The sequence below is a fragment of the Streptomyces sp. LMG1-1-1.1 genome, from assembly GCF_040815545.1.
In the GTDB taxonomy this organism is placed as follows: Bacteria; Actinomycetota; Actinomycetes; order Streptomycetales; family Streptomycetaceae; genus Streptomyces.
In genome coordinates this window covers 62,959-85,275 of the sequence record NZ_JBFPNH010000022.1, presented here as the reverse complement: position 1 = coordinate 85,275, position 22,317 = coordinate 62,959, and the positions used below count along the sequence as shown (strand labels likewise).

The following is a 22,317-nucleotide window of genomic DNA, read 5'->3' as shown; positions in this document are numbered from 1 at the left end:
TCACCCAGCCCTCGCGGCCCCGCACTTCGTGGCGGCTCGGCGTGCGGGCCGCCCGGGGCCGTGATCGGATGGAGGCCGCGCCCGGTGAACCCGGTCTCAGGGCCGGCGCAGGGCCGCCAGCGCGCGGTCCGCGTGTGCGCTCATCCGCAGCTCGCTGCGGACGACCTCGCGCACCCGCCGGTCCTGGCCGATGACGAACGTGACCCGCTTGGTCGGGGCGAGCGAGAAGCCGCGCTTCACGCCGAACCGTTCGCGGATGGCTCCGTCCACGTCGGACAGCAGGGGGTAGCCCAGGGAGTGCCGCTCGGCGAACTCCTGCTGCCGTGCCACGTCGTCCGAGCTGATGCCGACGGGCAGCGCGCCGACGGCGCGGAACTCGGCCGCGAGGTCACGGAAGTGGCAGGCCTCGGCCGTGCACCCCGGCGTCATCGCCGCCGGGAAGAAGAAGAGGACGACCGGCCCCTCGGAAAGGAGGCCGGTGAGGGAGCGCGGCGCGCCCGTCTCGTCCGGAAGGCTGAAGTCCTCGACGAGGTCACCGACGTTCATAGAAGCCCGTCCCCGATCCGTACCCGTGACGCCACCGGCGCCTCCGGTGGCCGGTCGGTGACGTTACCGCAGGGTAAGGCCGGTGGATACGGGGGGTGGGGCCATGGTCCTTCCCGCGGCGGGGTCGCGTCAGCCCCGCGGAGCCGCCTCGACCCCTTCCGCGGCTTGCGTCGCCCCGCTGCGCGCGGCGGCGCGGCGGTCGAGCACCGCGAGGGCCCGCTCGCCCCAGCGCAGGTTCTCCTCCTCGAAGAACCGGCCGCGCATCAGCGTCAGGTAGGGGCCGATCCGTTCCGCCTCGGCGAGGTACGAGTCCTCGTCCCGGCCGTCCAGCATCCGCTCCCGCAGCCGGTCGTAGCGGGCCAGCTTGGCCCGGGCCGTCTCCATCCGCCGTGCCACGAATCCGCGTACCGCCGCCGTGTCGCCCTCGTCGCAGGCCTGCACCTGGACCATCAGCTCGTCGCGGACGGCGCTCGGGCGCGGAGGCGTCGACGTGTAGGCCGCCAGATCGCGCAGGCCCGGTTCCGTGAGGCTGAACATCCGCTTGTTGGGGCGCCGTTCCTGCTCGACGACACGGGCGGTGATCAGCCCTGCCTCGTCGAGGCGGTCGAGCTCGCGGTAGAGCTGCTGCGGGGTGGCCGCCCAGAAGTTGGCGACGGACACGTCGAAGATCTTGGCCAGGTCGTATCCGGATGCCTCGCCCTCCAGAAGAGCTGCGAGGACGGCGTGCTTGAGCGACATTCGGACACGCTAGCAGCAAGTTGAATAGTTTCCTCCGCACCTATTCAACCGATACGGCACCCCGGCGGCCGGACGGGTGCCCTTCGCTGGCACGTCCGTCCGGCGCCTGCCTAGGCTAAAGAGGGGCAGGCCGCATGGGGAGCAGAACCGAGGGGCAGCGCGATGGACAGCGACTCGTTCGTCTACACCACCTACATCCGGACGACCCCGGACGAGCTCTGGAAGGCGCTCACCGACCCCGAGCTCACCCGGCGGTACTGGGGCGTGGCCTTCGAGACCGACTGGACCCCCGGAGCCCCGATGGTCTGGGACGAGGGCGGGCGCCGCACCGCCGACCCCGAGCAGGTGGTCCTCGCCGCCGAACCCGGCCGTCTCCTCTCGTACACCTGGCACACCTTCACCCCCGCCTGGGCGGAGGCCGTCCACCTCGACCACGAGGTCTACGAACGCCTCGCCGCCGAGCGCAGGTCCCGCGTGACGTTCGTGATCGAGCCCTCCGGCGACATCGTCAAACTCACCGTCACGCACGGGGATCTGCGGCCCGACGGAACCATCAAGGCGCTGATCGGCGAGGGATGGCCCGCGCTGATCGCCAGCCTCAAGTCCCTCCTGGAGACCGGCGAGGAGCTCCCCGAGCCCGCCCGCTGACCCATTCGAGTCGTCTCGCCCGCCACTCGCCCGCCACGCCCGGCGCTGTGATCATCTTTTCCTCCTTCGATCCGTTTTGATGCTCGGGTCGGCACCGTCCGCCGATGTCGTCGTCCGGAAGGGGAGGGTGTCCGACGTGTCGTCACGCAGGTACGTGCGGGGGTGGGGCGCGCTGTCCCTGGCGGTCGGAGCGGTACTCGTCGGTACGGCCGCCCAGGCGCCCCCCGTCCGGGACGCGGGCCCCCTCATCGCCCCCGACCCCGGCGCCGTCGTCACCGTCGACGGCTGCGTCACCGCCGGCGGGATCTGCTCCGTCCCCCGGCACACGGTCGCGCTGAGCGGCGGCCCCGTGCTCACCGCCGCTCCCGTCGCGCTCGACGCGCGGGCGTCGGGCCCGGTGGAACTCACGCTGCGCAGCCCCGGGGTGCTCGCCGACGTCACCGTCACCGACCAGCGCGGCCGCAAGGTCGCCGGAGTGCCGAGCGCCGACGGCACCCGGTGGACCAGTACGGCGGCACTCGCCGCGGGAGGTCGCTTCGCGGCCCGCCTCGTGGTCGAACGGCCCGGCGGCCGCGGCCCCCGCCGCGACCTCGCCCGCCTGGAGTTCCGTACCGCCGCGGCGCCCGGCGGGGATCGCCTCACCGTCGCCTTCGGGCCTAAGGACGGCGGCACCTACGGAGTGGGACAGCCGGTCACGGCCGAGCTCAGCCACCCGGTGCCCGCCGACGACCCCGGGGCCCGCCGCGCGGTCGAGCGCGCCCTCGACGTACGCGTCGAACCGCATGTGGAAGGCGCCTGGTACTGGGTCGACCCCCGCACCCTCCACTACCGGCCCCGCACCTACTGGCCCGCCCGCGCCACCGTGCGCGTCCACAGCGGACTCGGCGGGGCCAGGATCTCCGGCGGGCTCCACGGCGGCCCCTCGCGCCCGCTGACCTTCACCACCGGCGCCCGCGTCGAGGCCGTCACCGACGTCTCCGCCCTCAGGATGTCGGTGTTCCGCGACGGACAGCTGCTCCGCACCTTCCCGGTCACCACCGGCAAGGCCGGCTACCGCACTCGGGGCGGCATCAAGGTCGTCCTCGGCAAGGAGCCGCTCGTCCGCATGCGCGGCGACTCCATCGGCATCGCGCGCGGCAGCCGGGACTCCTACGACCTCAAGGTCCGCTGGGCCACCCGGGTGACATGGAGCGGCGAGTACCTGCACGCCGCCCCCTGGTCCGTCGACGCGCAGGGCAACGAGAACGTCAGCCACGGCTGCACCGGTATGAGCCCCGAGGACGCCGCCTGGCTGTTCGGCACCGTCCGCGAGGGCGACCTCGTACAGGTCGTCCACGGGTACGGGCAGCTGATGACGCCGTTCGACAACGGCTTCGGCGACTGGAACCTCAGCTGGCCCGAGTGGCAGCGGGGCAGCGCCCTCGAACCGGGCGCCGCCGTCGGAGCGGCCGGGCCGTCCGCCGGCGCCCTCCGACCGGCGCTGTGACCCGCGCGGCCGGGGGCCGGTCGACGCGACGAAGGGCGGCCCGGACGGGGGCCGCTGCCGCGCCACGCCGACGGCCCGGCGGGCGCCCCCGGCCTCGTACCCCTCGGTGATACTGGCGCCCTGACCGCCCATCCCACCGCAGGGAGCCACATGCCGGACGTCACCAAGGTCGAGGTCGGGGACGCGACGCTCTTCGTGGAGGCGCGCCGCCTCGGCCCCGACTCCGAACTCGAAGGGCTCGGCGACCGCCTGCCCGACCTCTCCGCGGTCACCGAAGCGCTGTCCTCCTTCGCGGGGCAGATCGGCGACGCGCTCCACCAGGCGGCTCCCGACCGCGCCACCGTCGAGTTCGGCTGCCAGCTCGGCCTGGACGCGGGCAGGCTGACCGCGCTCGTCGTCCAGGGCAGCGCGAACGCGAGCCTGCGGGTGACCCTCGAATGGACGAAGAAGCCCCGCTGAGCCGGGGCTTCGCCCGCGTCGTCCCGGCCGGCGGCCTCTCTGCCGCAGCGAGTTCGGTGCCGACCAGGATGCCGAGCCCCAGGAGCAGCGGGACGCTCGCCGCGGACGTCAGACCCGGCCGCCGCCGGCGGTGTCCGAGGAGAGCCGCTGGGCCGCGTAGATCGGCACCACCGAGAGCAGCACGAGCGCGGCGGCGACCACGCTGACCACCGGGGCCTGCTGAGGACGGGTCATGTTGTCGAAGATCCACACCGGCAGGGTCTGCACCCCGGGCCCCGCCGTGAACGTGGTCACCACGATCTCGTCGAAGGAGAGCGCGAAGGCGAGCAGACCGCCCGCGAGGAGCGCCGACCGCAGCAGCGGGAAGGTGACGTCCCAGAAGGTGCGGAAGGTGTGCGCGCCGAGATCCATGGCGGCCTCCTCGTACGAGCCGGGGAGTCTCCGTAGCCGGGCCACCACGTTGTTGAAGACCACGACGATGCAGAAGGTCGCGTGGCCCACGACCACGGTGAACATCCCGAGGCCCACCCCGAGGGGTTCGAGGACCGTGCCGAACGCCGAGTTGAGGGCGATGCCCGTGACGATGCCGGGCAGTGCGATCGGCAGCACCACGGCGAACGAGACGGCCTCGCGCCCGAAGAACGCGTGGCGCTGCACCGCGAAGGCGATCAGCGTGCCGAGCACCAGCGCCACCGCCGTCGCCGACAGCCCCGCCTTCACCGACGTCCACAGGGCCGCACGGGCGCCCTCGTTGTCCCAGGCCGCCGCCCACCAGTCGAGCGTGAGCCCGGGCGGTGGCCAGCTCGCCGACCGGTCGGGGTTGAGCGAGCCGAGCAGCACGAGCAGCAGCGGCAGGTAGATCGCCGCGAAGCCGAGGCCGGCCGCGGTGCGCAGCGCGATCCGCGCGGGACGGGAGAGGTTCATCGGTCGCGGTCCTTCCGGCCGGTCACAGGCTGCGCAGCGCGCCGGAGCGCCGCACCGCGAGCAGGTACACCACGATGACGGCGACCGGCACGGTGCCGAGCGCGGCGGCCAGTGGCAGGTTGAGGGTGACGTTGGAGTAGACGAGGTTGCCGATCAACTGGGTCTTGCCGCCGACGATCTGCACCGTGATGTAGTCGCCGAGACTCAGCGAGAAGGTGAAGACCGATCCGGCGGCGACCGCCGGCCACACCATCGGCAGGACGACGGAGACGAAGGTGCGCCCCGCCCGCGCGCCGAGGTCGGCCGAGGCGTGCAGCAGGCTGTCGGGCAGCTGGACGAGCGCCGTGTGGAGGGGCAGCGCCATGTACGGCAGCCAGAGGTACGTCAGGACGATCACCGTGGCCGTGAGCCCGTATCCCGGACCGCTCAGGCCGAGCGGCCGGAGCGCCCAGTCCAGGGGACCGCCCTCGGACAGGATCAGCCGCCACGCGTACACCTTGACCAGGTAGCCCGCCCAGAGCGGCATGAGCAGGGCGACCACGAACAGCGGCCGGCGGCGCGCGGGTGCCACCCGGGCCGTGTAGAAGGCGAGCGGGAAGGCGATCACGGCGCACAGCGCGGTCACGGCGAGGGCGACGCCGACGGTGCGCAGCGCGACCGTCCGGTAGACGGGGGAGGTGACCAGTTCCTCGAAGTTCTGCGAGGTCCAGATCCGGACGACCTCGGAGGTGAAGCTGTCGGTCGTCCAGAAGGCGGACAGGAACAGCGCCGCCAGGGACCCGAGATAGGCGAGGACGAGCCAGAGCAGCGGTGCCGTGAGCAGGGCCGCGAGCCGCAGCCGCGGCCTCCGGTGCAGGGCCCCGGCGAGCCGCCGGGCCGGACCGGTGCCCCGGTCCGGCCCGGCGTCGGCACCGGCACCGGTGGCGCGCGGGGAGGGGGAGAGCGTGGTCATGGCGCCGGGATCAGCCCTTGATCTCGTTCCAGGCCTGGACCCACTTCGCGTACGGGACGCAGCGCGCGTCCGTGCGCCCGTCGAGGCACTGCTCGATCGGCGTGGTCCAGAAGTGCACCTGCTTCCAGTAGCCCTCGTCGGTGGCGTGGAAGGTGGCGCAGTGGTTCTTGTCGGCGGTCTCGGCGCACGACTTGGCGTTGGCGGGCGCCTCGCCGAAGTACTCCGCGACCTGGGCGTTGGTCTTCGGCGAGACGATCCAGTCGAGCCACTTGTAGGCGCAGGTGGGGTGCTTGGCCTTGGCCGAGACCATCCAGGTGTCGGACCAGCCGGTGGAGCCCTCCTTCGGCAGGACGGCCTCGATCTTCGCACCCTCGGCCTCGGCGAGGTTGGCGATGACCTGCCAGCTGGTGCCGACGACCGAGTCGCCGCTCTTGAAGGCGGAGATCTCCTTGAGGTAGTCGCTCCAGTACTCGCCGATGTGCGCGTTCTGCTCCTTGAGCAGGGCGACCGAGGCGTCGAACTGCTTCTGGTCCAGCGCGTACGGGTTCTCGATGCCCAGCTCCGGCTTGGTCGCCTTGAGGTACAGGGCGGCGTCCGCGAGGTAGATGGGGGAGTCGTAGGCGGTGACCTTCCCGCTGTGCGCGGAGGCCTTGTCGAAGACGGCGGACCAGGAGTCGGGGGCGGGCTTCACCTTCTCGGTGTCGTACATGAGGAGGTTGGCGCCGCGGCCGTGCGGGATGCCGTAGGCGACGCCCTTGACGGAGTTCCAGTCCTTGCCCTTGAGCCCGGCGAAGACGTCGGCGTAGTTCGGGACCAGCGCGGTGTTCACGGGGGCGGCGTCGCCGGAGGCGATGAGCCGCAGCGAGGCGTCGCCGGACGCGGAGACGGCGTCGTACGCGCCGGTCTTCATCAGCGAGACCATCTCGTCGGAGGTCGCGGCGGTCTTGGTGTTCACCTGGCAGCCGGTCTGCTTCTCGAAGGCGGTGACCCAGTCGACCTTCGGGTCGTTGGAGCCGTCCTCGACGTACCCCGCCCAGGCGATGAGGTTGACCTCGCCCTCGGCCTTGCCGAGCGCGGTGGGCGCCTTCAGGTCGGGCGGGTTGAGGCCGCCGGACTTGCCGGATCCGGCCGGGTCCGCCGATCCGCAGGCGGTGACGAGGAGCAGTCCCGAGACGGCGGCTGCGGTCAGGAGGGAGCGGTGCGGGCGCACGTGGTTCTCCGTTGCGTGAGGGGACGGGGCCTGAGGGGGCGAGGGCTGTGGGGGACGGGGCCTGAGAGGGCGAGGCTGAGGGGGGCGCGGCCTCAGGGGCGGGGCCCTGACGGGACGCGGTCGCCTGCGCGGGTGCGCCGAAGGGGGCGTTACGGCGTCTCGGGGACGGGCACGGCGTGGCGCGGGTGCCAGTGGAGGCCGACGCGGGCGCCGCGGAAGCCCGCGAGGTCGGCGGAGGACGTCTCCAGGTTCTGCTGGACGGCGGTGAGCCGGCCGCCCGCGTCGAGGTCGACCAGGAACCGGGTCGAGTCGCCGAGGTAGACGACCTCCGCGACCGTGCCGGCGGCGGTGGAGACCCCGGAGTCGGCGGGAGCTGCGGGGTCGGTGACGATCCGGATCTTCTCCGGCCGGATGCTGTACGTGCCCGGTGACCCGACCAGTCGTCGGGCGGTGTCGCCGCTCAGCAGGTTGGAGGTGCCGACGAAGCCGGCGACGAAGGGGCTGGCGGGGCGTTCGTAGATCTCGGCGGGTGTGCCGACCTGCTCGATCCGGCCCTGATGGAAGACCGCGATCCGGTCGCTCATCGTGAGGGCCTCCTCCTGGTCGTGGGTGACGAACACGAAGGTGATGCCGACCTCGCGCTGGATCTCCTTGAGTTCGACCTGCATCCGCTCGCGGAGCTTGAGGTCGAGCGCGCCCAGCGGTTCGTCGAGGAGCAGCACCCGGGGGCGCCCGACGAGCGCGCGGGCCAGGGCGACACGCTGGCGCTGGCCGCCGGAGAGCTCGGCGGGCCGGCGGCGGCCGAGGCCCTCCAGGCCGACGCGGGCGAGGAAGGCGCGGGCCCGCACGAGGCGTTCGGCGCGGGGCACTCCGCGCACCTTGAGGCCGTAGGCGACGTTCTGCTCGACCGTCATGTGCGGGAAGAGCGCGTAGTCCTGGAAGACGGTGTGCACGTCGCGCTCGAAGGGCGCGAGCCGGGTGACGTCGCGGCCGGCCAGCTCGACGGTGCCCCCGCTGGGCGTCTCGAAGCCGGCGATCATCCGCAGCACGGTCGTCTTGCCGGATCCGGAGGGGCCGAGCATCGAGAAGAACTCGCCGTCGGCGATCTCCAGATCCACCCCGGCCACGGCCTCGGTCCGGCCGTAGGCCTTGCGCAGTCCCGTCAGCCGGATCGCCATTCCCTCCATGGGCGGGAACCTTTCTGGTGCGGTGGAGCGTTGCTCGGGCGTGGGCGTAAACATATGAAGTCATAGTTCAAATCTCAAGACCCCTTTAAGGTAAAGGCTGAGTCAACGCTCAAGCTCGACGCGCGAGGTGGTTAACCGTGAGACCGAACGGCAGGCCGGACGGCGGGGACCGCGCGCCCGGAGCGGGCACCGCCCGCAGGGCCGCCTTCGCCCCCGTCGACACCCGCGCGCGCGTGGACACCGTCGTCCGCCGCATCGCCGACGCCATCGAGCTCGGCCTCCTCGCCGACGGGGAGCAACTGCCCGGCGAGACCGAGCTCGCCGGACAGCTCGGCGTCTCCACCGTCACCCTGCGCGAAGCCCTCATGGCCCTGCGGCAGCAGGGACTCGTCACCACCCGCCGAGGCCGCGGCGGCGGCAGCTTCGTCACCCTGCCCGACAGCCCTCCCGAGGAGCGGCTGCGCGCCCGGCTCGCCGACTGGTCCACCGAGGAACTGCGCGACCTCGGCGACCACTGGGCGGCCGTCTCGGGCACCGCAGCCCTGCTCGCGGCACGCCGCACCCAGCCCGGCGACCTGCGCCCCCTCACCCGTACGGTCGAGGAACTGACCGCCGCCACCGACCCGGCGACCCGCGGCAGGCTCTACGGCCGCTTCCACGTCGAACTCGCCGCCGCCGCGCAGTCCGCGCGCCTCACCCGCGAGGAGATCGCCCTCCAGACGGACCTGGGCGCCCTGCTCTGCCTCGTCCTCGACGACCCCGCACATCTGGCCGATCTGTCGGATCGTCACCGCGCCGTGATCTCCGCCGTGCAGGATGAGGCCGACGAGCGGGCAAGAACGCTCGCCGAGACATGCGTACGGGAGTCGGTGGAGCGGCTGATCGCGCTGCGCCTCGCCGCCCCCGGCCGCGCAGCCGAGCCTCGGTCCGAGGAGGACACCCATGGCCAGGAGCACCGGGCTCGCGGGCCCCGCACGGGCCACCGCTGACACCACGCGGGCCGGTGCGGCGACACCGGACGGCGGACCCGTCGCCGAGGTCGTCCGCCGCGTCCGGGACACCCTCGAACAGGTCTTCGCGGCCGTCGCCGAGACCGGCGCCGAGACGAGCGCGCTGCTCGCTGACGTGTCGGGGGCGGGCCGCGCGCCCGTCGCCGCCGACCTGGCGCCCCTGCGCCCCGGCCTGCGGGCCCGCCTCGGCACCCTCCCGCTGGTGTCCGGGGTGGGCTTCGTCGCCGCGCCCGGCCTCCTCGACGACGTCCCCGGCTGCCTCGAATGGTGGCAGCGGGGACCCGGCGGAACCGTACGCCCGCTCCTCCTCGACCTCGACCCGGAGCGCTCCGCCTACTCCGACTACACCCACTGGGACTGGTACGCCCTGCCGCGCGAGACCGGCCGACGGGCCGTCGCGGGACCGTACGTCGACTACCTGTGCTCCGACGAGTACGGGCTGACGCTCTCCGCCCCCGTCGCGCACGCCGGCCGCTTCGTCGGCGTGGCCGCCGCCGACGTCTACCTGCGCCACTTCGAGGCGGCCGTGCTGCCCGTGCTCCAGCGCCTGCCCGTCCCGGCCCGCCTGGTCAACGCACGCGGCCGGGTCGCCGCCTCCACCGACCCGGCCCACCTCGCCGGATCCCTCACCAGGGGACCGGACTTCGCCGCCGTCCTCGCCGGCCCGCCGGCCGCACACCACGCCGACGGCCTGCGCCTGCTGCCCTGCGGCGGCGTGCCCCTGGTCCTGGTCACCGCCGCGCCTTGAGACGCGCGCGTGGCCTGGCCTTCAGGCCTTGGGCTTTCGGCCTTTCGGAGAGGTCAGGCGTTTCGCCGTGGTCAGGCGTTGCGCGGTGGTCAGTCGTTCACGGCGGTCAGGAGCACCACCGCGTCCTCCAGGGCGGTCAGGCCGTGCCGTTCCTTCGGGATCATCCGCAGGGACCCCTCCGACATGGCCTCCGTCCACCCGGCGGCCGTCAGGTTCACGCGGCCTCGCAGCACCTGGAGGCTGGCCGCCGGGGGAGCGTTGTGCTCGTCGAGGGACGTGCCCGAGGTCAGGGCGATGACGGTCTGCCGGAGCACCCCGTCGTGCATCACGAGATGGGCGCTGCGTCCGTGCGGGGCCGTACGGGCCGCCGCGAGGTGCTCGTCGGCGAGCGCGGTGAGGTCAAGCATCATGTCTCTCCCTGCGGGGTTCTCTCCGGCGCGGCGTGCGGGTGGATACCCCCAGCCTCCCGTGTGCCGTCCGGGACGCAACTCGGGGCCGCCGGTCGCGCCGACACGGCCCCCACCAGGAGCCCGGCGGCGACGCACACCCCCGCCGCCAGGAGCGCGGCCGGCCAGCCGTGGACCGCGTACAGCCAGGATCCGGCCAGGGAGCCGAGCGCGCCGCCGCCGAAGGTGGCCAGCATGAAGACCGTGTTGACCCGGGCCGCCACCTCCTGCCCGATGGCGAAGATCCGCGCCTGGGAGGCCACCTGGGACGAGCTGACCCCGACCACCAGCAGGTTCGCCCCCGCCGCCAGGGCCGCGGGGGAGTACGGCGCGAGAACCGCGAGCCCGAGCCCGAGGCCCGCGCAGGCGAGACCGCCCGCGTTCACCGCACCCGTCCCGTAGCGGTCGGCCAGCGGACCCGCCGTCGCCGAGAGCAACGCCGCGGGGAGCGTCAGCAGTCCGAACAGCCCGGCCACCCCCGGCCCGTATCCGAGGGGCGGGGCCGCCAGATGGAAGGCGAGCACGGCCCAGAAGACGCTGAAGGCGGCGAAGGCGCACGCCCCGAGCAGCGCCGAGACCCGCAGCTCCCGATGGGCGGCCAGGAGCCGGGGCAGGCCGGCCAGAAGCCCGGCGTACGACGTGCGATCCCGCGGCCCGAGCCGGTGGGGCAGTCGCCGCGGCAGCACGAAGAGCAGGACCGCCGTCGCCGCCGCCGCGACGACGTAGGCAGCCCGCCAGCTGCCGGTCGCGTCGGTCACCGCGCCCGAGACCGTACGGGAGAGGGCCGAGCCGAGGGTCAGGCCGAGGCCCACCAGGCCCACGACCCGGCCCCGCCGCCCCGGACCCGCCAGCACCGCAGCCACCGGGGTGAGGATCTGCGGAAGGACCGTCGTGGTGGAGAGCGCGAGCGTCGCGACGGCCAGGGTGACCACGTCGGGGGCCGCCGCGGCGACGAGCAGGGCCGCGCTGGTCAGTGCGAGCAGTACGGAGGTGAGGCGCCGCAGCCGCGCGGTGTCGGCCAGCGGGACGAGCAGCAGGATCCCGAGCGCGTACCCGACCTGGGCGGCCGGGGCGATCAGCCCCGCCGTCCGCTCCGAGACCTCCAGACCGCGCGCCACGGCCGCGAGCAGCGGCTGCGGGAAGTAGAGGTTGGCGACGGTGACGGCCCCCGCCAGCGCGAAGAGCGGCACGTTCACGGGCCGGGCGGGTGCGGGCGCGGCGAGAGGGCTGGGTTCCACGGACTCTCTTCCGTACGGGGGAAGCGGACCCCTCCAGGCTCCCCGCCGGCACCCGGGCCGAACAAGATGCGATCATCGAAGCGGCGTTGAGCCACACTCAACGATCACTGGAGGGGCGATGCTCGAACGGTACGAACTGGAGGCGTTCCTGACGCTCGCCGAGGAGCTCCACTTCGGCCGCACCGCCGAACGCCTCGGCGTCACCACCGGCCGCGTCAGCCAGACCGTCAAGAAGCTGGAGCGACGCGTCGGCACGCCCCTCTTCACGCGCACCAGCCGCAGCGTCCGCCTCACCCCGGTCGGCCACACCCTGTACGAGGACCTGCTGCCCGCCTACCGGCAGCTGCGCACCGCCCTCGAACGCGCCACCGCCGCGGGGCGCGGCCTCCACGGCAGGCTGCGCGCCGGCTTCGGGACCCCCTGGGGCGGGGATCTGCTCACTGCCGCCGCCGACGCCCTCCTCGCGCTGTACCCCGCCTGCGAGATCACCGTCCGGGAGGTTGCGCTCGACGAGGGCGTCCGCCCCCTCAAGGACGGCATGCTGGACGTCCAGTTCGTGGCCTTCCCCGTCCGCGAGCCGGACCTCACCACCGGTCCCGTCGTCACCACCGACGAGCGCGTACTGCTCCTGCCCTCCGCCCACCCGCTCGCCCGCCGGACCTCCCTGGACCTCGAGGACCTCGCCGGCCTCGACCTGATCGCCCCCGAGGGCGCCGCCCCGGACTACTGGACCGACCACCACTACCCCCGCAGCACCCCGTCCGGCGCGCCCGTCGGACGGGGTCCGGCGGCCGCCACCTGGCAGGAGGTCCTCTCCCACGTGTCGGCGGGCCGGGGGGCCGCCCCCGGTGCCGCACGCGGCGCCGCCTACCACCCCCGCCCCGGCATCGCCTACGTGCCGCTGCGCGACGCCCCGCCCCTCGCGTACGGCCTGGCCTGGCCGACCGCCGCCCACTCCGACCTGCTCGGGGCCTTCGTGGCGGCGGTCGGCACGGCCGCCCCGGCCTGAAACCAGTGGTGAGGGGGCGCCCGCGGCGACTAGGCTTTACGGCGACATCGCGTGTCGGTCACCGACCGGGTGAGGCATGGAGGTGTCGGGAGATGCCCTCGGAGGCATTCCTTGTCAGTCGATCTGAACCACACCATCGTCCACGCCCGGGACAACCGGGAGTCCGCGGAGTTCTTCGTGGACCTGCTGGGCCTTGAGATCACCGCGGAGTGGGGCCCGTTCATCGCGGTGGACCTGAACAACGGCGTCACGCTGGACTTCGCCACCGTCCCCGCGGACCGGATCACCCCCCAGCACTACGCGTTCCTGATCTCCGAAGAGGAGTTCGACGCGGCATACGCGAAGATCAGGCAGCGCGGCATCGAGCACTACGCCGACCCGCACCGGAAGCAGCCCGGCGCGATCAACCACAACGACGGCGGCCGCGGCGTCTACTTCATGGACCCGGCGGGCCACGCCATGGAACTCATCACCGTGCCGTACGGCGGCTGGACCTCGTAGGCACCCCGCGTCGAGGGCCGCACCCCCGCGGGGGTGCGGCCCTCGACCAATTACGGTGCCTAGGACTGCGCGGACGCCACCAGGTCCCCCGTCAGATGGTCGTACGCCACGTGCGCGTGGAGCCGGACGCCGGTGACGAGGGTGTCGTCGTCCGCGTAGAAGTGCGGGTTGTGGTTGGTGACGAGCCCGCGCCCGCCCGGCACCGGCACCGGCCGACCCGACGCGTCCAGGGTCGCGTCCTGGACGCCGAGCATCACGTACAGGCCGCCGAACCGGCTCACGAACTCGGAGACGTCGTCGTACCCGAGGGTTCCGCCGGTCTCCACCACGCGCTCCTCGCCCACCACCCGGTGGAAGGTGGGCAGGGCCGCGGCCACCCACGGACCGCTGTTGTGCACCGGAGGCACGGGCTGGAGGTACTCGACGGAGGCCGCCGCCCCGTAGGCGGCCGCCGAGTACTCGGCCAGGGTCGTGAGGCGGCGGCGGACCTCCGCCATGTCCGACTCCACGGCGCAGCGGACCGTGCCCCACAGGGTCACCGTCTGGCCGACGATGTTGAAGCGGCCGACGTCCTCCACGTGCCCGATGGTCACGGTGACCGCGTCGAACGCCGAGACCTGCCGGTACACCTGGCCGATGCCGGTCAGGATCGCCCCCACCGCCGGCATCGGGTCGATCCCCTCCCAGGGCGTCGAACCGTGCGTCTGCTTGCCGGTGACGACGATCCGGACCAGCGCGGAAGCGCCGTACTGGTTGCCGATCCGGTACCCCACGCACCCCTTCGGGTGCGGCGTCACGTGCAGGCCGAAGGCCATCGTCGGCACCGGAGCGGCGAAGGCGCCCGCCTCGACCATCGCCCGCGCACCGCCCTCCTCGGTCACCGGAGGACCCTCCTCGGCGGGCTGGAAGACGAACAGGACGGTGCCCGGCAGCCGGTCGCGGACCCCCGCCAGAACCGTCGCCGCTCCCAGCAGCATCGCGGTGTGACAGTCGTGCCCGCAGGCGTGCGACACCGGGAACGGGCCGCCCGGGTAGTCGGCGTCCACCACCTCCGACGCGAAGTCCGTGCCGCACAGGTCCCTCACCGGCAGTGCGTCCATGTCCGCACGGAGCGCCACGACCCGCTCGCCCGCGGCCGCACCGCGCAGGACCCCCACGACACCGTGGCCCGCGATGCCGGTCCTGACCTCGTCGATGCCCAGCGCCCGCAGGTGCTCCGCCACAAGCCGGGCCGTGTTCACCTCGCGGTTGGACAGCTCCGGATGCCGGTGCAGATGGCGCCGCCAGGCCACCACCCGGTCCGCCACCTCGCCCGCCCGCCGGTCCAGTTCGTCGTGGATCGCCTCGCTGCCCAACGGGAACTCCCTCTCGATGCGGCTGGCGCCGTGGCCATGGGACGCGTGCGCCACCAGCCTGCCACCAGGGAGTCGGGCTCGCCGCGAGAGCACGGAGACGACACGCACACACGGCCTGAAGGAGGGGGACGGGGGCCGGACTTCAGCACGGCCCCGCAGGGGCGAGGAGACGACACATCCTCCGCCACTCTCAAGGTATAGCGCACAGGGGGGCTTGCGGCAAGGCCCCCCGGTTGCCGCACAATCTCCCCTCGAAGCCAGGACCTGCGGAAACGGGAGACATGCACCTTCAGACCACCAGCGCCTTCGACCTGTCCGACAGCCTCGCCGCGAAGGCGGACCCGGCGCTGATCGCCGGCGACGAGAAGCACTTCGCGGCCATCGCGGAGAGCCTGGACCAGGCGATCGCCGAACTGTCCGACCGCCTCGACGCCGAGCGCCGGGCGCCGGGCGGCGCCGGCCAGGCGGCGATGGAGCGGGACCTGGAGATCCACCGACTGACCGGCCGCCTGCGCGCCCTGCGCCGGTTCGGACTCGACCTGTGCCTCGGGCACGTCGTCGGCGCGGACGGCGCCGAACCGCTGTACATCGGCCGCCTCGGCCTCACCGACAGCGAGGGGCGCCGGCTCCTCGTCGACTGGCGTTCCCCCGCGGCCGAACCGTTCTTCGCCGCCACCCACGCCCGGCCGATGGGCCTGGCGAGCCGCCGCAGGTACCGCTGGACCCGCGGCCGCATCAGCGACTACTGGGACGAGGTGTTCACCGCCGACGGCCTCGAACGCCGCGCCGCGCTCGACGACCAGTCCGCCTTCATCGCCAGCCTCGGCGGCAACCGGTCGGCCCGCATGCGCGACGTGCTCTCCACCATCCAGTCCGACCAGGACGCCATCGTCCGGGCCGGATCCCGCGGCGCGCTCGTCGTCGACGGCGGCCCGGGCACCGGCAAGACCGTCGTCGCCCTGCACCGCACCGCGTACCTCCTCTACTCCGACCCCCGCCTCGGCCACCGGCGCGGCGGCGTGCTGTTCGTCGGCCCCCACCAGCCGTACCTGAACTACGTCGCCGACGTCCTCCCCAGCCTCGGCGAAGAGGGCGTACAGACCTGCACCGTGCGCGACCTTGTCGCCGAAGGGCCGCGCGCGGGGCTGGAGACCGACCCGGAGGCGGCCCGCCTGAAGTCCTCCGCGGACATGGTCGGGGCGATCGAGACGGCCGTACGGTTCTACGAATCGCCGCCCACCGAGGGGATGACGGTCACCACCTCCTGGTCCGACGTGTGGCTGAGCGCCGACGACTGGGCCGAGGCGTTCCGGTCCGTCGAACCCGGCACCCCGCACAACGAGGCGCGCGACCAGATCCTGGAGGAGCTGATCGCCATCCTCACGGACAAGAACGACGGGGACGTCCCGCCCGAACTCTTCCGCAAGTCCCTGCTCCTCGACAGGGAGTTGATCGACACGCTCGACCGGGCCTGGCCGCTGCTCGAAGCGGCCGACCTCGTCGGCGACCTGTGGACCGTCCCCGCCTATCTGCGCCTGTGCGCTCCCTGGCTCGCCCCCGACGAGGTGCGCACGCTCCGGCGTACGGACCCGCAGGCCTGGACGGTGTCCGACCTGCCGCTCCTCGACGCGGCCAGGCAACGGCTCGGCGACCCGGAGGCGTCGGCGCGCAAGCGTCGCCACCAGGCCTCCGTCGACGCCGAGCGGGCCCGCATGGCCGACGTCATCGACAACGTGCTCGCGGCCGACGACGACGGCGAGGGCGCCGTCACGATGCTGCGCGGACAGGACCTGAAGGACAGCCTGGTCGACGACGCGGCGCTGCCCGTCGCCGACCCGGAACCCCTCACCGGCCCGTTCGCCCACATCGTCGTCGACGAGGCCCAGGAACTGACCGACGCCGAGTGGCAGATGCTGCTGCTCCGCTGCCCGTCCCGCAGCTTCACCATCGTCGGCGACCGCGCACAGACCCGGCACGGGTTCACGGAGTCGTGGAGGGACAGGCTGGAGCGCAACGGCTTCGACCGGATCGACGTGGCCACCCTGAGCATCAACTACCGCACCCCGGAGGAGGTCATGGCCGAGGCGGAGCCGGTCATCCGGACCGCGATCCCCGACGCCAACGTGCCGACGTCCGTCCGCAGCAGCGGACTCCCCGTCGTCCACGGATCCGTGTCGGAGTTGGACTCGATCCTCGACACCTGGCTGGCCGAGCACGCCGACGGCGTCGCCTGCGTCATCGGCGCTCCGGCCTTCCGGGACACCGACCGCGTCCGGTCCCTGACGCCGTCGCTGTCGAAGGGCCTCGAATTCGACCTGGTCGTCCTGGTCGATCCGGACGCCTTCGGCGACGGCGTCGAAGGCGCGGTCGACCGCTACGTCGCGATGACCCGCGCGACCCAGCGCCTCGTCGTCCTCACCAGCTCCTGACGGACCCGGCTCCGCCGCCCGCCGCACCCTCCGGCGGGCGACGGGACCGCGCCGGAGGCCTGGCGGCGCCCGTGCTCCGCGGGCCGTCAGCCCGCGGTCACGGCGTCCGGGCCGCTCCGGGCGATGATCGCCGCCGTGTCGACGCCCGCCGGCAGGGTGCCGAAGGCCAGGCCGCGGTCGCCGTCCAGCCGTGAGGCGCAGAAGGCGTCGGCGACGGCCGGGGCGCCGTGCCGGACGAGCAGGGAGCCCTGGAGGACGAGGGCGAGGCGCTCGACGAGCCGGCGCGCCCCGTAGGCCACCGAGGCCTCGTCGTCCAGGCCCGCGAGGTGCTTGCGCAGGCCGGCGACCGCCGCGTCCAGGCGCCGGTCGGCGCCCGCGCCGCGGTCGACCTCGGCGAAGTACGCCTCGACGGCCTGCGGCTGACGGGCCATGGCCCGCAGCACGTCCAGGGCGGCGACGTTCCCCGAGCCCTCCCAGATCGAGGGCAGCGGAGACTCGCGGTAGAGCCTCGGAAGTCCGGAGTCCTCGACGTAGCCGTTGCCGCCCAGGCATTCGAGGGCCTCGGCCGCGTGCGCGGGCGCCCGCTTGCACACCCAGTACTTGGTGACGGCGAGGCCGAGCCGCCGCAGCTGCTCCTCCTCCGCGTCGCCGCGTGCCGCCCGGTCGACCGCCCCGGCCAGCCGCAGTGCCGCGACGGTCGCCGCCTCGGCCTCGACCGCGAGGTCGGCCAGGACGTTCCGCATCAGCGGCTGGTCGACGAGCCGCGCCCCGAACGCCTCGCGGTGCGTGGCGTGGTGCACCGCCTGGACGAGTCCGAGGCGCATCCCCGACGCGGAGCTGATCGCGCAGTCGAGCCGCGTCATGTTCACCATCCGGATGATGGTGGCGACGCCGCGCCCCTCCTCGCCGACCAGTCGGCCGAGGGCGCCCTCGTACTCGATCTCGGAGGAGGCGTTCGACCGGTTGCCGAGCTTGTCCTTGAGGCGCTGGAGGCGGATCGCGTTGCGGCTGCCGTCGGGCAGCACGCGCGGCACCAGGAAGCAGGACAGGCCGCCGGGTGCCTGCGCCAGGGTGAGGAAGACGTCCGACATCGGTGCCGAGGTGAACCACTTGTGCCCGGTCAGCGCGTACAGGCCGGGCTCGCCCGCCGGCACCGCCCGGGTGGTGTTCGCCCGGACGTCCGAGCCGCCCTGCTTCTCCGTCATCGACATCCCGGCGATGATCCCGCGCTTCTCCGTCGGCACCCGTAGCCCGAAGTCGTACGTGGAGGAGGTGAGCAGCGGCTCGTACACCTCGGCGAGCTCCGGCTGGGCGCGCAGGGCGGGCACGGCGGCGTACGTCATGGAGACCGGGCACAGGTGGCCCGCGTCGGCCTGCCCCCACACGAACACCTTCGCCGCGCGCGCCACGTGCGCGCCCGGCCGTGCGTCGCGCCAGGGCGCGCCGTGCAGACCGTGCCGGACAGCCGTGTCCATCAGGTCGTGCCAGTGCGGATGGAACTCGACCTCGTCGATCCGGTGCCCGTACCGGTCGTGGGTGTGCAGGACGGGGGAGTGGCGCTCGGCGAGCCGCCCCCACTCCTGGGCCTCCTCGCCGCCGGCCCGCCGTCCGAGGTCGCGGACCTCCGCCTCGGCCCAGCCGGCGCCCTCCCGGCGCAGCGCTTCCATGAGCGCGGGGTCGGCGGAGACGTCGTAACCGGTCAGCGGTGGTACCTGGTTGGTGACCTCATGCGTGGTCGGCATCGGGAACTCCCAGAGCTCGCAGGGTGAAGGTGACGAGTGCGGGTACGGTGTCGGGCCCGACGGACCCCTCCGCCAGCGGTCCGACGAGCGCCTCGGCGCCCGCCCCCACCAGCGCGGAGGCCGTCAGGGCCGGGTCCTGGGGCGGCAGCTCCCCGGTGCGCACGCCGTCCGCGACGTGGGCGGCGAACACGTCGCGGAAGGCGCGCCGGAAGACGAGCCGTTCGGCGTCGACGGCCGGGTCGACCGGTTCGGCGAGCAGCGCGTAGGCGAGGCGCGGCGACTTCAGGGCGCGCTGGGCGAAGGTCTCGATGACGGCGACCACCCGCTCGGCCGCCGACGTGTGCGCGGGGTGCCCGGCGGCCTCGGAGACGGCCGCGACCTCCCGGCGCACCACGGTGCGGAAGAGCTCGACGGCGAGCTCGGCCTTGCTCGGGAAGTGCCGGTACACGCTGCCCGTGGCGATTCCGGCTCGGGCCGCGACGGCCGCCATCGTGCAGCCCGCGTAGCCCTGCTCGGCAAGCAGCCCGAGCGCCGCGTCGACGACCGCGACGCGCTGGGCGTCGAGCCGGGCTTGGACGGCGGGGGTGCGTCGGTAGGGCATGGAAGAAGTGAAGCAGCGATTCACTGCTTCATCAAGGAGTCGCGCGACGGCGCCCCTCCGTGGGGGAGAGGCGCCGGTGCGGGGCGGACGTACGGCGGACGGGGCGTCAGCCGGTGAAGACCTCCGTCAGGGACCAGATCGCGAGGCCGGCCATGATGACGCCGCCGACGCGCTGCACGGTCTTGAGCGGTACACACTTGGCGATGAAGCGGCCCGCCACCAGGGCGAGGGCGGAGACGCTCATCAGGGCGGCGAGCGAGCCGATCGCCGTCGACCAGGTGCCGTTGGTGGCCGCGAGGTTGGCGGTGGTGATCTGCGTCAGGTCGCCCCACTCGCTGATGAAGACGGCCATGAAGGCGGTCGAGAAGACGGGCCAGAAGCCGGTGACCGCGCGGCCGCCCGCGTCGGCCTCGTCGTCGTCGCCCCCGCCGCGCAGCAGCATGAAGGCGCCGAAGCCGAACATCAGGGCCGAGACCAGCTTCACGGACCAGCCGGGGAGCAGCCCGAGCAGGCTGCCGGCCCCCACGGCGATGGCGACGTGCGCCAGGAAGGCGGTGGAGGTGCCGATCCACACGTGCAGCGGACGCATGCGCGTGCCCATGGCGAGCGACGCGAACATCGTCTTGTCGGGAAGCTCGGCGAGGAAGATCAGCCCGAAGGCGGTGAGGATCGCCAAGGGGTCGAGGTGCATACCGGGGCTCTCTGCTCGGTCCGGGCCCATGGACTTCGTACGGCGCCTCGGAGGGCGACGGGAGGACCACTCGGCCCGGCATGACGGACCGCGCCCACGGGAACGCGGACGCGGCTGTTGCCTGGCCGAAGGTCTCGCCCGTCCGCGTCGTGCGCGGACCCGGTCACCGGGAACCCGGGGGTTCCAGTGTGTCGACGACCGGTTCGCAGGGCTACTCCCCTTCGCTGCACCAAGTGTAACGGACGGGAGCGCGCGGTCGAGTAGACAGTGTCTACTCGATCTTGGTAGACAGTCCCCATGGATGACGAAGCAGGGACACACGACGACCCCGGGACGGCCGACCCCGAGGCCGGGCTGCGCGGGCGGCTCGTCCGGGCGGGCGTCGAGCTGGTGAACGGCGAAGGGGCCCAGGCCCTCTCACTGCGCGAGATCGCCCGCCGGGCCGGCGTCTCCCACGGGGCACCCCGCCGCCACTTCCCGACCCACCTCGACCTCCTGTCGGCCATCGCCCGCCAGGGCTTCGCCGAACTCGCCGACCGCGTCACCGCCGAGGACCGGGAGACCGCCGGGCCACGCGAACGGATCGCCCTGCTCGCCCGCGTGTACCTGGACTACGCCGCGACCCGGCGCGGCATGTACGAGCTGATGTTCCGGCACGACCTCCTGGAGAGCGGCCGGCTGGGCCTGCGGGAGACGAGCCTGCCGCTCTTCGCCCACCTCACCGGGCTCGTCGCCCGCGTCCGGCCCGACGCGGACGCCGCCGTCGTCGCCGGCGCGCTCTGGGCCAACCTGCACGGCATCGCCCAGCTCTGGCACTGGGGCAGCCTCCCCCTCGCCACCGGCGGCGACGACCCGGCGCCCTTCCTCGCGGCCGCCCTCGACGCCCACCTCGGCCCCGCGGAGCCGACGTCGTGACCCGGCCCCGCACCCCCGTCCTCGCCTGCAGCGTCATCGGTGCGGCCGTCGTCGCCCTCGACGGGACCGTCCTGACGGTCGCCCAGCCGGCACTCCAGCGTGATCTGCACGCCGAGGTCGGCCAGGTCCAGTGGACCAGCACCGGCTACCTCGTGGCCGTCGCGAGCCTGCTGGTCTTCGCGGGCCGACTCGGCGACCGGTACGGCCACCGCCGGGTCTTCGCCGTCGGCGCGCTCGGCTTCGCCGCCGCGTCCACCGGCATCGCCCTCGCGCCCGGAGTCCGCGCGGTGATCCTGCTGCGCGTGCTCCAGGGCGTGTGCGGCGCGTTCCTCCAACCCGCCACCCTCGGCATGCTGCGCACGGCCTACCCACCCGAGCGGCTCCCCACCCCGATCGCGGTGCGCACCGCCGTCATCGGCCTCGCCGCGGCGGCCGGTCCCCTCGTCGGCGGCGCCCTGGTCTCCGCGTACGGCTGGCGCTCCGTCTTCCTCCTCGGCGTGCCCCCGACCCTCGCCATCGGCCTCGTCGCCCTGACCACCGGGGACCCGCGCCCGGCCCCGGACCGGCCGGAACGCCCGGCCGCGCCCACACCTGACGGCCTCGCCTCGCTCGACCCCCTGGGCGCCCTGCTCCTCGCCGCCTCCCTCGGCCTGCTCGTCCACGGGCTCGTCGACGCGGCGCGACCCGCCGGGACGGGAACCGCCCTGATCGCGTGCCTGGCGAGCGCGGCCGCAGGGATCGCCTTCGCACGGCACGAACGGCGGACCGCACGACCCCTGCTCGCCCCCGAACTCCTCGGGAGCGTGCCCGTCGTCGCCGGTCTCGCCGCGCTCCTCGCCGCCTCGGCGGCCCTCTTCGGCTCACTCTTCGTGGCGACGTACTTCCTCCAGGACGTCCAGCGGCTCGACCCCCTCGACTGCGCGCTGCGGGTACTGCCCCTCGCCGCCCTCATGGTGCTCGGCGCCCCGCTCTGCCCACCGCTCCAGCGCCGCTTCGGCCCCCGGCGCACCGCGACCGCCGGTGCGGCGCTGCTCACGCTCGGGGTGCTGCTGCTCGCCCGGCTCGACGCGACGTCCGGCGCCGCCGCCGTCGGGGGCGCCTCCGCCCTCCTGGGCGCCGGGTTCGTCACGCTGATGATCACCGCGACCTCCGTCGTCGTACACCGTGCGCCCGAGGCCCACGCCGGAGTCGCCGGCGGCCTCCAGCAGACCGCGATGAACATCGGCCCGGCGTTCGGCGTCGCCCTCGCGACCCTCCTCCTCGCGCTCGTCCCGCAGGGAGGATTCGTCCCAGACCGGGGGATCGCCCTGCCCGCCCTGGCCGCCGTCGCCGCCCTCGCGCTCCTCGCCGCCCTCGCCCTGCCGGGAACCACGAACCGTCCCCTTCGGCGGCGTCCGGGAAGGGGACCCGGGGAGGATCAAGGGACACGCCGGGGGCCGACGCCACCCGGGTCGGGACAGCCGACCTGCGTACGATCATGAG

General features: G+C 73.7%; 22 protein-coding genes. 10 read left to right on the top strand and 12 right to left on the bottom strand.

What is annotated here, in order from left to right:
* Positions 1–96: 96 nt before the first annotated feature.
* Positions 97–546, bottom strand: coding sequence for a peroxiredoxin (locus MRBLMG1_RS13100; RefSeq protein WP_367823866.1), 450 nt, complete (start codon positions 544–546; stop codon positions 97–99).
* Positions 547–675: 129 nt separating this feature from the next.
* Entirely contained in the window at positions 676–1,284 is a 609-nt protein-coding gene (locus MRBLMG1_RS13095) for a PadR family transcriptional regulator (RefSeq protein WP_367823864.1), read from the bottom strand.
* Between the two features lie 162 nt (positions 1,285–1,446).
* Here MRBLMG1_RS13095 and MRBLMG1_RS13090 point away from each other — a divergent pair, with 162 nt between their 5' ends.
* The 3 genes from MRBLMG1_RS13090 (at position 1,447) to MRBLMG1_RS13080 (ending at position 3,877) form a co-directional block, all read left to right on the top strand.
* Positions 1,447–1,932 carry an SRPBCC family protein gene (locus tag MRBLMG1_RS13090; protein WP_367823862.1) on the top strand — a complete coding sequence of 162 codons (486 nt, stop codon included), beginning with the start codon at positions 1,447–1,449 and terminating at the stop codon, positions 1,930–1,932.
* A gap of 136 nt (positions 1,933–2,068) precedes the next feature.
* Positions 2,069–3,418, top strand: a complete 1,350-nt coding sequence (locus tag MRBLMG1_RS13085; RefSeq protein WP_367823860.1) for a L,D-transpeptidase — start codon at positions 2,069–2,071, stop codon at positions 3,416–3,418.
* 150 nt (positions 3,419–3,568) lie between these two features.
* On the top strand, positions 3,569–3,877 hold the full coding sequence (locus MRBLMG1_RS13080; RefSeq protein WP_367823858.1) for a CU044_2847 family protein: 309 nt from the start codon (positions 3,569–3,571) through the stop codon (positions 3,875–3,877).
* 108 nt (positions 3,878–3,985) lie between these two features.
* On the opposite strand, the gene MRBLMG1_RS13075 is transcribed toward MRBLMG1_RS13080, so the two are convergent.
* From MRBLMG1_RS13075 to MRBLMG1_RS13060, 4 genes are all read right to left on the bottom strand, one after another.
* Positions 3,986–4,801: an ABC transporter permease gene (locus MRBLMG1_RS13075; protein ID WP_367823856.1), complete on the bottom strand. Its 816-nt coding sequence runs from the start codon at positions 4,799–4,801 to the stop codon at positions 3,986–3,988.
* A gap of 22 nt (positions 4,802–4,823) precedes the next feature.
* The gene (locus MRBLMG1_RS13070; RefSeq protein WP_367823854.1) at positions 4,824–5,753 is read right to left on the bottom strand and encodes an ABC transporter permease; all 930 of its coding nucleotides are present in this window, start codon (positions 5,751–5,753) and stop codon (positions 4,824–4,826) included.
* A gap of 10 nt (positions 5,754–5,763) precedes the next feature.
* Positions 5,764–6,963, bottom strand: coding sequence for an ABC transporter substrate-binding protein (locus MRBLMG1_RS13065; RefSeq protein WP_367823852.1), 1,200 nt, complete (start codon positions 6,961–6,963; stop codon positions 5,764–5,766).
* A gap of 149 nt (positions 6,964–7,112) precedes the next feature.
* Complete coding sequence (locus MRBLMG1_RS13060) at positions 7,113–8,150, bottom strand: ABC transporter ATP-binding protein (RefSeq protein ID WP_367823850.1); 1,038 nt, start codon at positions 8,148–8,150, stop codon at positions 7,113–7,115.
* Between the two features lie 137 nt (positions 8,151–8,287).
* On the opposite strand from MRBLMG1_RS13060, the gene MRBLMG1_RS13055 reads away from it, so the two are divergent.
* Entirely contained in the window at positions 8,288–9,139 is an 852-nt protein-coding gene (locus MRBLMG1_RS13055; protein WP_367823848.1) for a FadR/GntR family transcriptional regulator, read from the top strand.
* Positions 9,093–9,908, top strand: coding sequence for a cache domain-containing protein (locus MRBLMG1_RS13050; protein WP_367823846.1), 816 nt, complete (start codon positions 9,093–9,095; stop codon positions 9,906–9,908). Before MRBLMG1_RS13055 ends, MRBLMG1_RS13050 begins: the two co-directional genes overlap by 47 nt.
* Before the next feature lie 89 nt (positions 9,909–9,997).
* Here the strand turns inward: MRBLMG1_RS13050 and MRBLMG1_RS13045 are convergent, their stop codons facing one another.
* Complete coding sequence (locus MRBLMG1_RS13045; RefSeq protein ID WP_367823933.1) at positions 9,998–10,315, bottom strand: cupin; 318 nt, start codon at positions 10,313–10,315, stop codon at positions 9,998–10,000.
* Entirely contained in the window at positions 10,315–11,592 is a 1,278-nt protein-coding gene (locus tag MRBLMG1_RS13040) for an MFS transporter (RefSeq protein ID WP_367823845.1), read from the bottom strand. The genes MRBLMG1_RS13045 and MRBLMG1_RS13040 overlap by 1 nt, the downstream gene beginning before the upstream one ends.
* Positions 11,593–11,710: 118 nt before the next feature.
* On the opposite strand from MRBLMG1_RS13040, the gene MRBLMG1_RS13035 reads away from it, so the two are divergent.
* The gene (locus MRBLMG1_RS13035) at positions 11,711–12,601 is read left to right on the top strand and encodes a LysR family transcriptional regulator (protein ID WP_367823843.1); all 891 of its coding nucleotides are present in this window, start codon (positions 11,711–11,713) and stop codon (positions 12,599–12,601) included.
* Between the two features lie 111 nt (positions 12,602–12,712).
* On the top strand, positions 12,713–13,102 hold the full coding sequence (locus tag MRBLMG1_RS13030) for a VOC family protein (protein WP_367823841.1): 390 nt from the start codon (positions 12,713–12,715) through the stop codon (positions 13,100–13,102).
* Between the two features lie 59 nt (positions 13,103–13,161).
* Here the strand turns inward: MRBLMG1_RS13030 and MRBLMG1_RS13025 are convergent, their stop codons facing one another.
* Positions 13,162–14,457 carry a M20 metallopeptidase family protein gene (locus MRBLMG1_RS13025; RefSeq protein WP_367823839.1) on the bottom strand — a complete coding sequence of 432 codons (1,296 nt, stop codon included), beginning with the start codon at positions 14,455–14,457 and terminating at the stop codon, positions 13,162–13,164.
* 281 nt (positions 14,458–14,738) lie between these two features.
* Between MRBLMG1_RS13025 and helR the strand changes: the two genes are divergently transcribed.
* Positions 14,739–16,886: an RNA polymerase recycling motor ATPase HelR gene (gene helR / locus MRBLMG1_RS13020; RefSeq protein ID WP_367823837.1), complete on the top strand. Its 2,148-nt coding sequence runs from the start codon at positions 14,739–14,741 to the stop codon at positions 16,884–16,886.
* Between the two features lie 86 nt (positions 16,887–16,972).
* Here the strand turns inward: helR and MRBLMG1_RS13015 are convergent, their stop codons facing one another.
* The 3 genes from MRBLMG1_RS13015 to MRBLMG1_RS13005 all read right to left on the bottom strand — a co-directional run bounded on the left by MRBLMG1_RS13015 (position 16,973) and on the right by MRBLMG1_RS13005 (position 19,920).
* Entirely contained in the window at positions 16,973–18,628 is a 1,656-nt protein-coding gene (locus MRBLMG1_RS13015) for an acyl-CoA dehydrogenase family protein (protein ID WP_367823835.1), read from the bottom strand.
* A complete protein-coding gene (locus tag MRBLMG1_RS13010; protein WP_367823833.1) occupies positions 18,612–19,229 on the bottom strand; it encodes a TetR family transcriptional regulator in 618 nt (205 codons plus the stop codon). Before MRBLMG1_RS13010 ends, MRBLMG1_RS13015 begins: the two co-directional genes overlap by 17 nt.
* 106 nt (positions 19,230–19,335) lie before the next feature.
* Positions 19,336–19,920, bottom strand: coding sequence for a TMEM165/GDT1 family protein (locus MRBLMG1_RS13005; RefSeq protein ID WP_367823831.1), 585 nt, complete (start codon positions 19,918–19,920; stop codon positions 19,336–19,338).
* 297 nt (positions 19,921–20,217) lie between these two features.
* Here MRBLMG1_RS13005 and MRBLMG1_RS13000 point away from each other — a divergent pair, with 297 nt between their 5' ends.
* Together MRBLMG1_RS13000 and MRBLMG1_RS12995 are read left to right on the top strand one after the other, a co-directional pair.
* Positions 20,218–20,835, top strand: a complete 618-nt coding sequence (locus tag MRBLMG1_RS13000; protein ID WP_367823829.1) for a TetR/AcrR family transcriptional regulator — start codon at positions 20,218–20,220, stop codon at positions 20,833–20,835.
* The gene (locus MRBLMG1_RS12995) at positions 20,832–22,316 is read left to right on the top strand and encodes an MFS transporter (protein ID WP_367823827.1); all 1,485 of its coding nucleotides are present in this window, start codon (positions 20,832–20,834) and stop codon (positions 22,314–22,316) included. Before MRBLMG1_RS13000 ends, MRBLMG1_RS12995 begins: the two co-directional genes overlap by 4 nt.
* The last annotated feature ends 1 nt before the right edge of the window (position 22,317 follow it).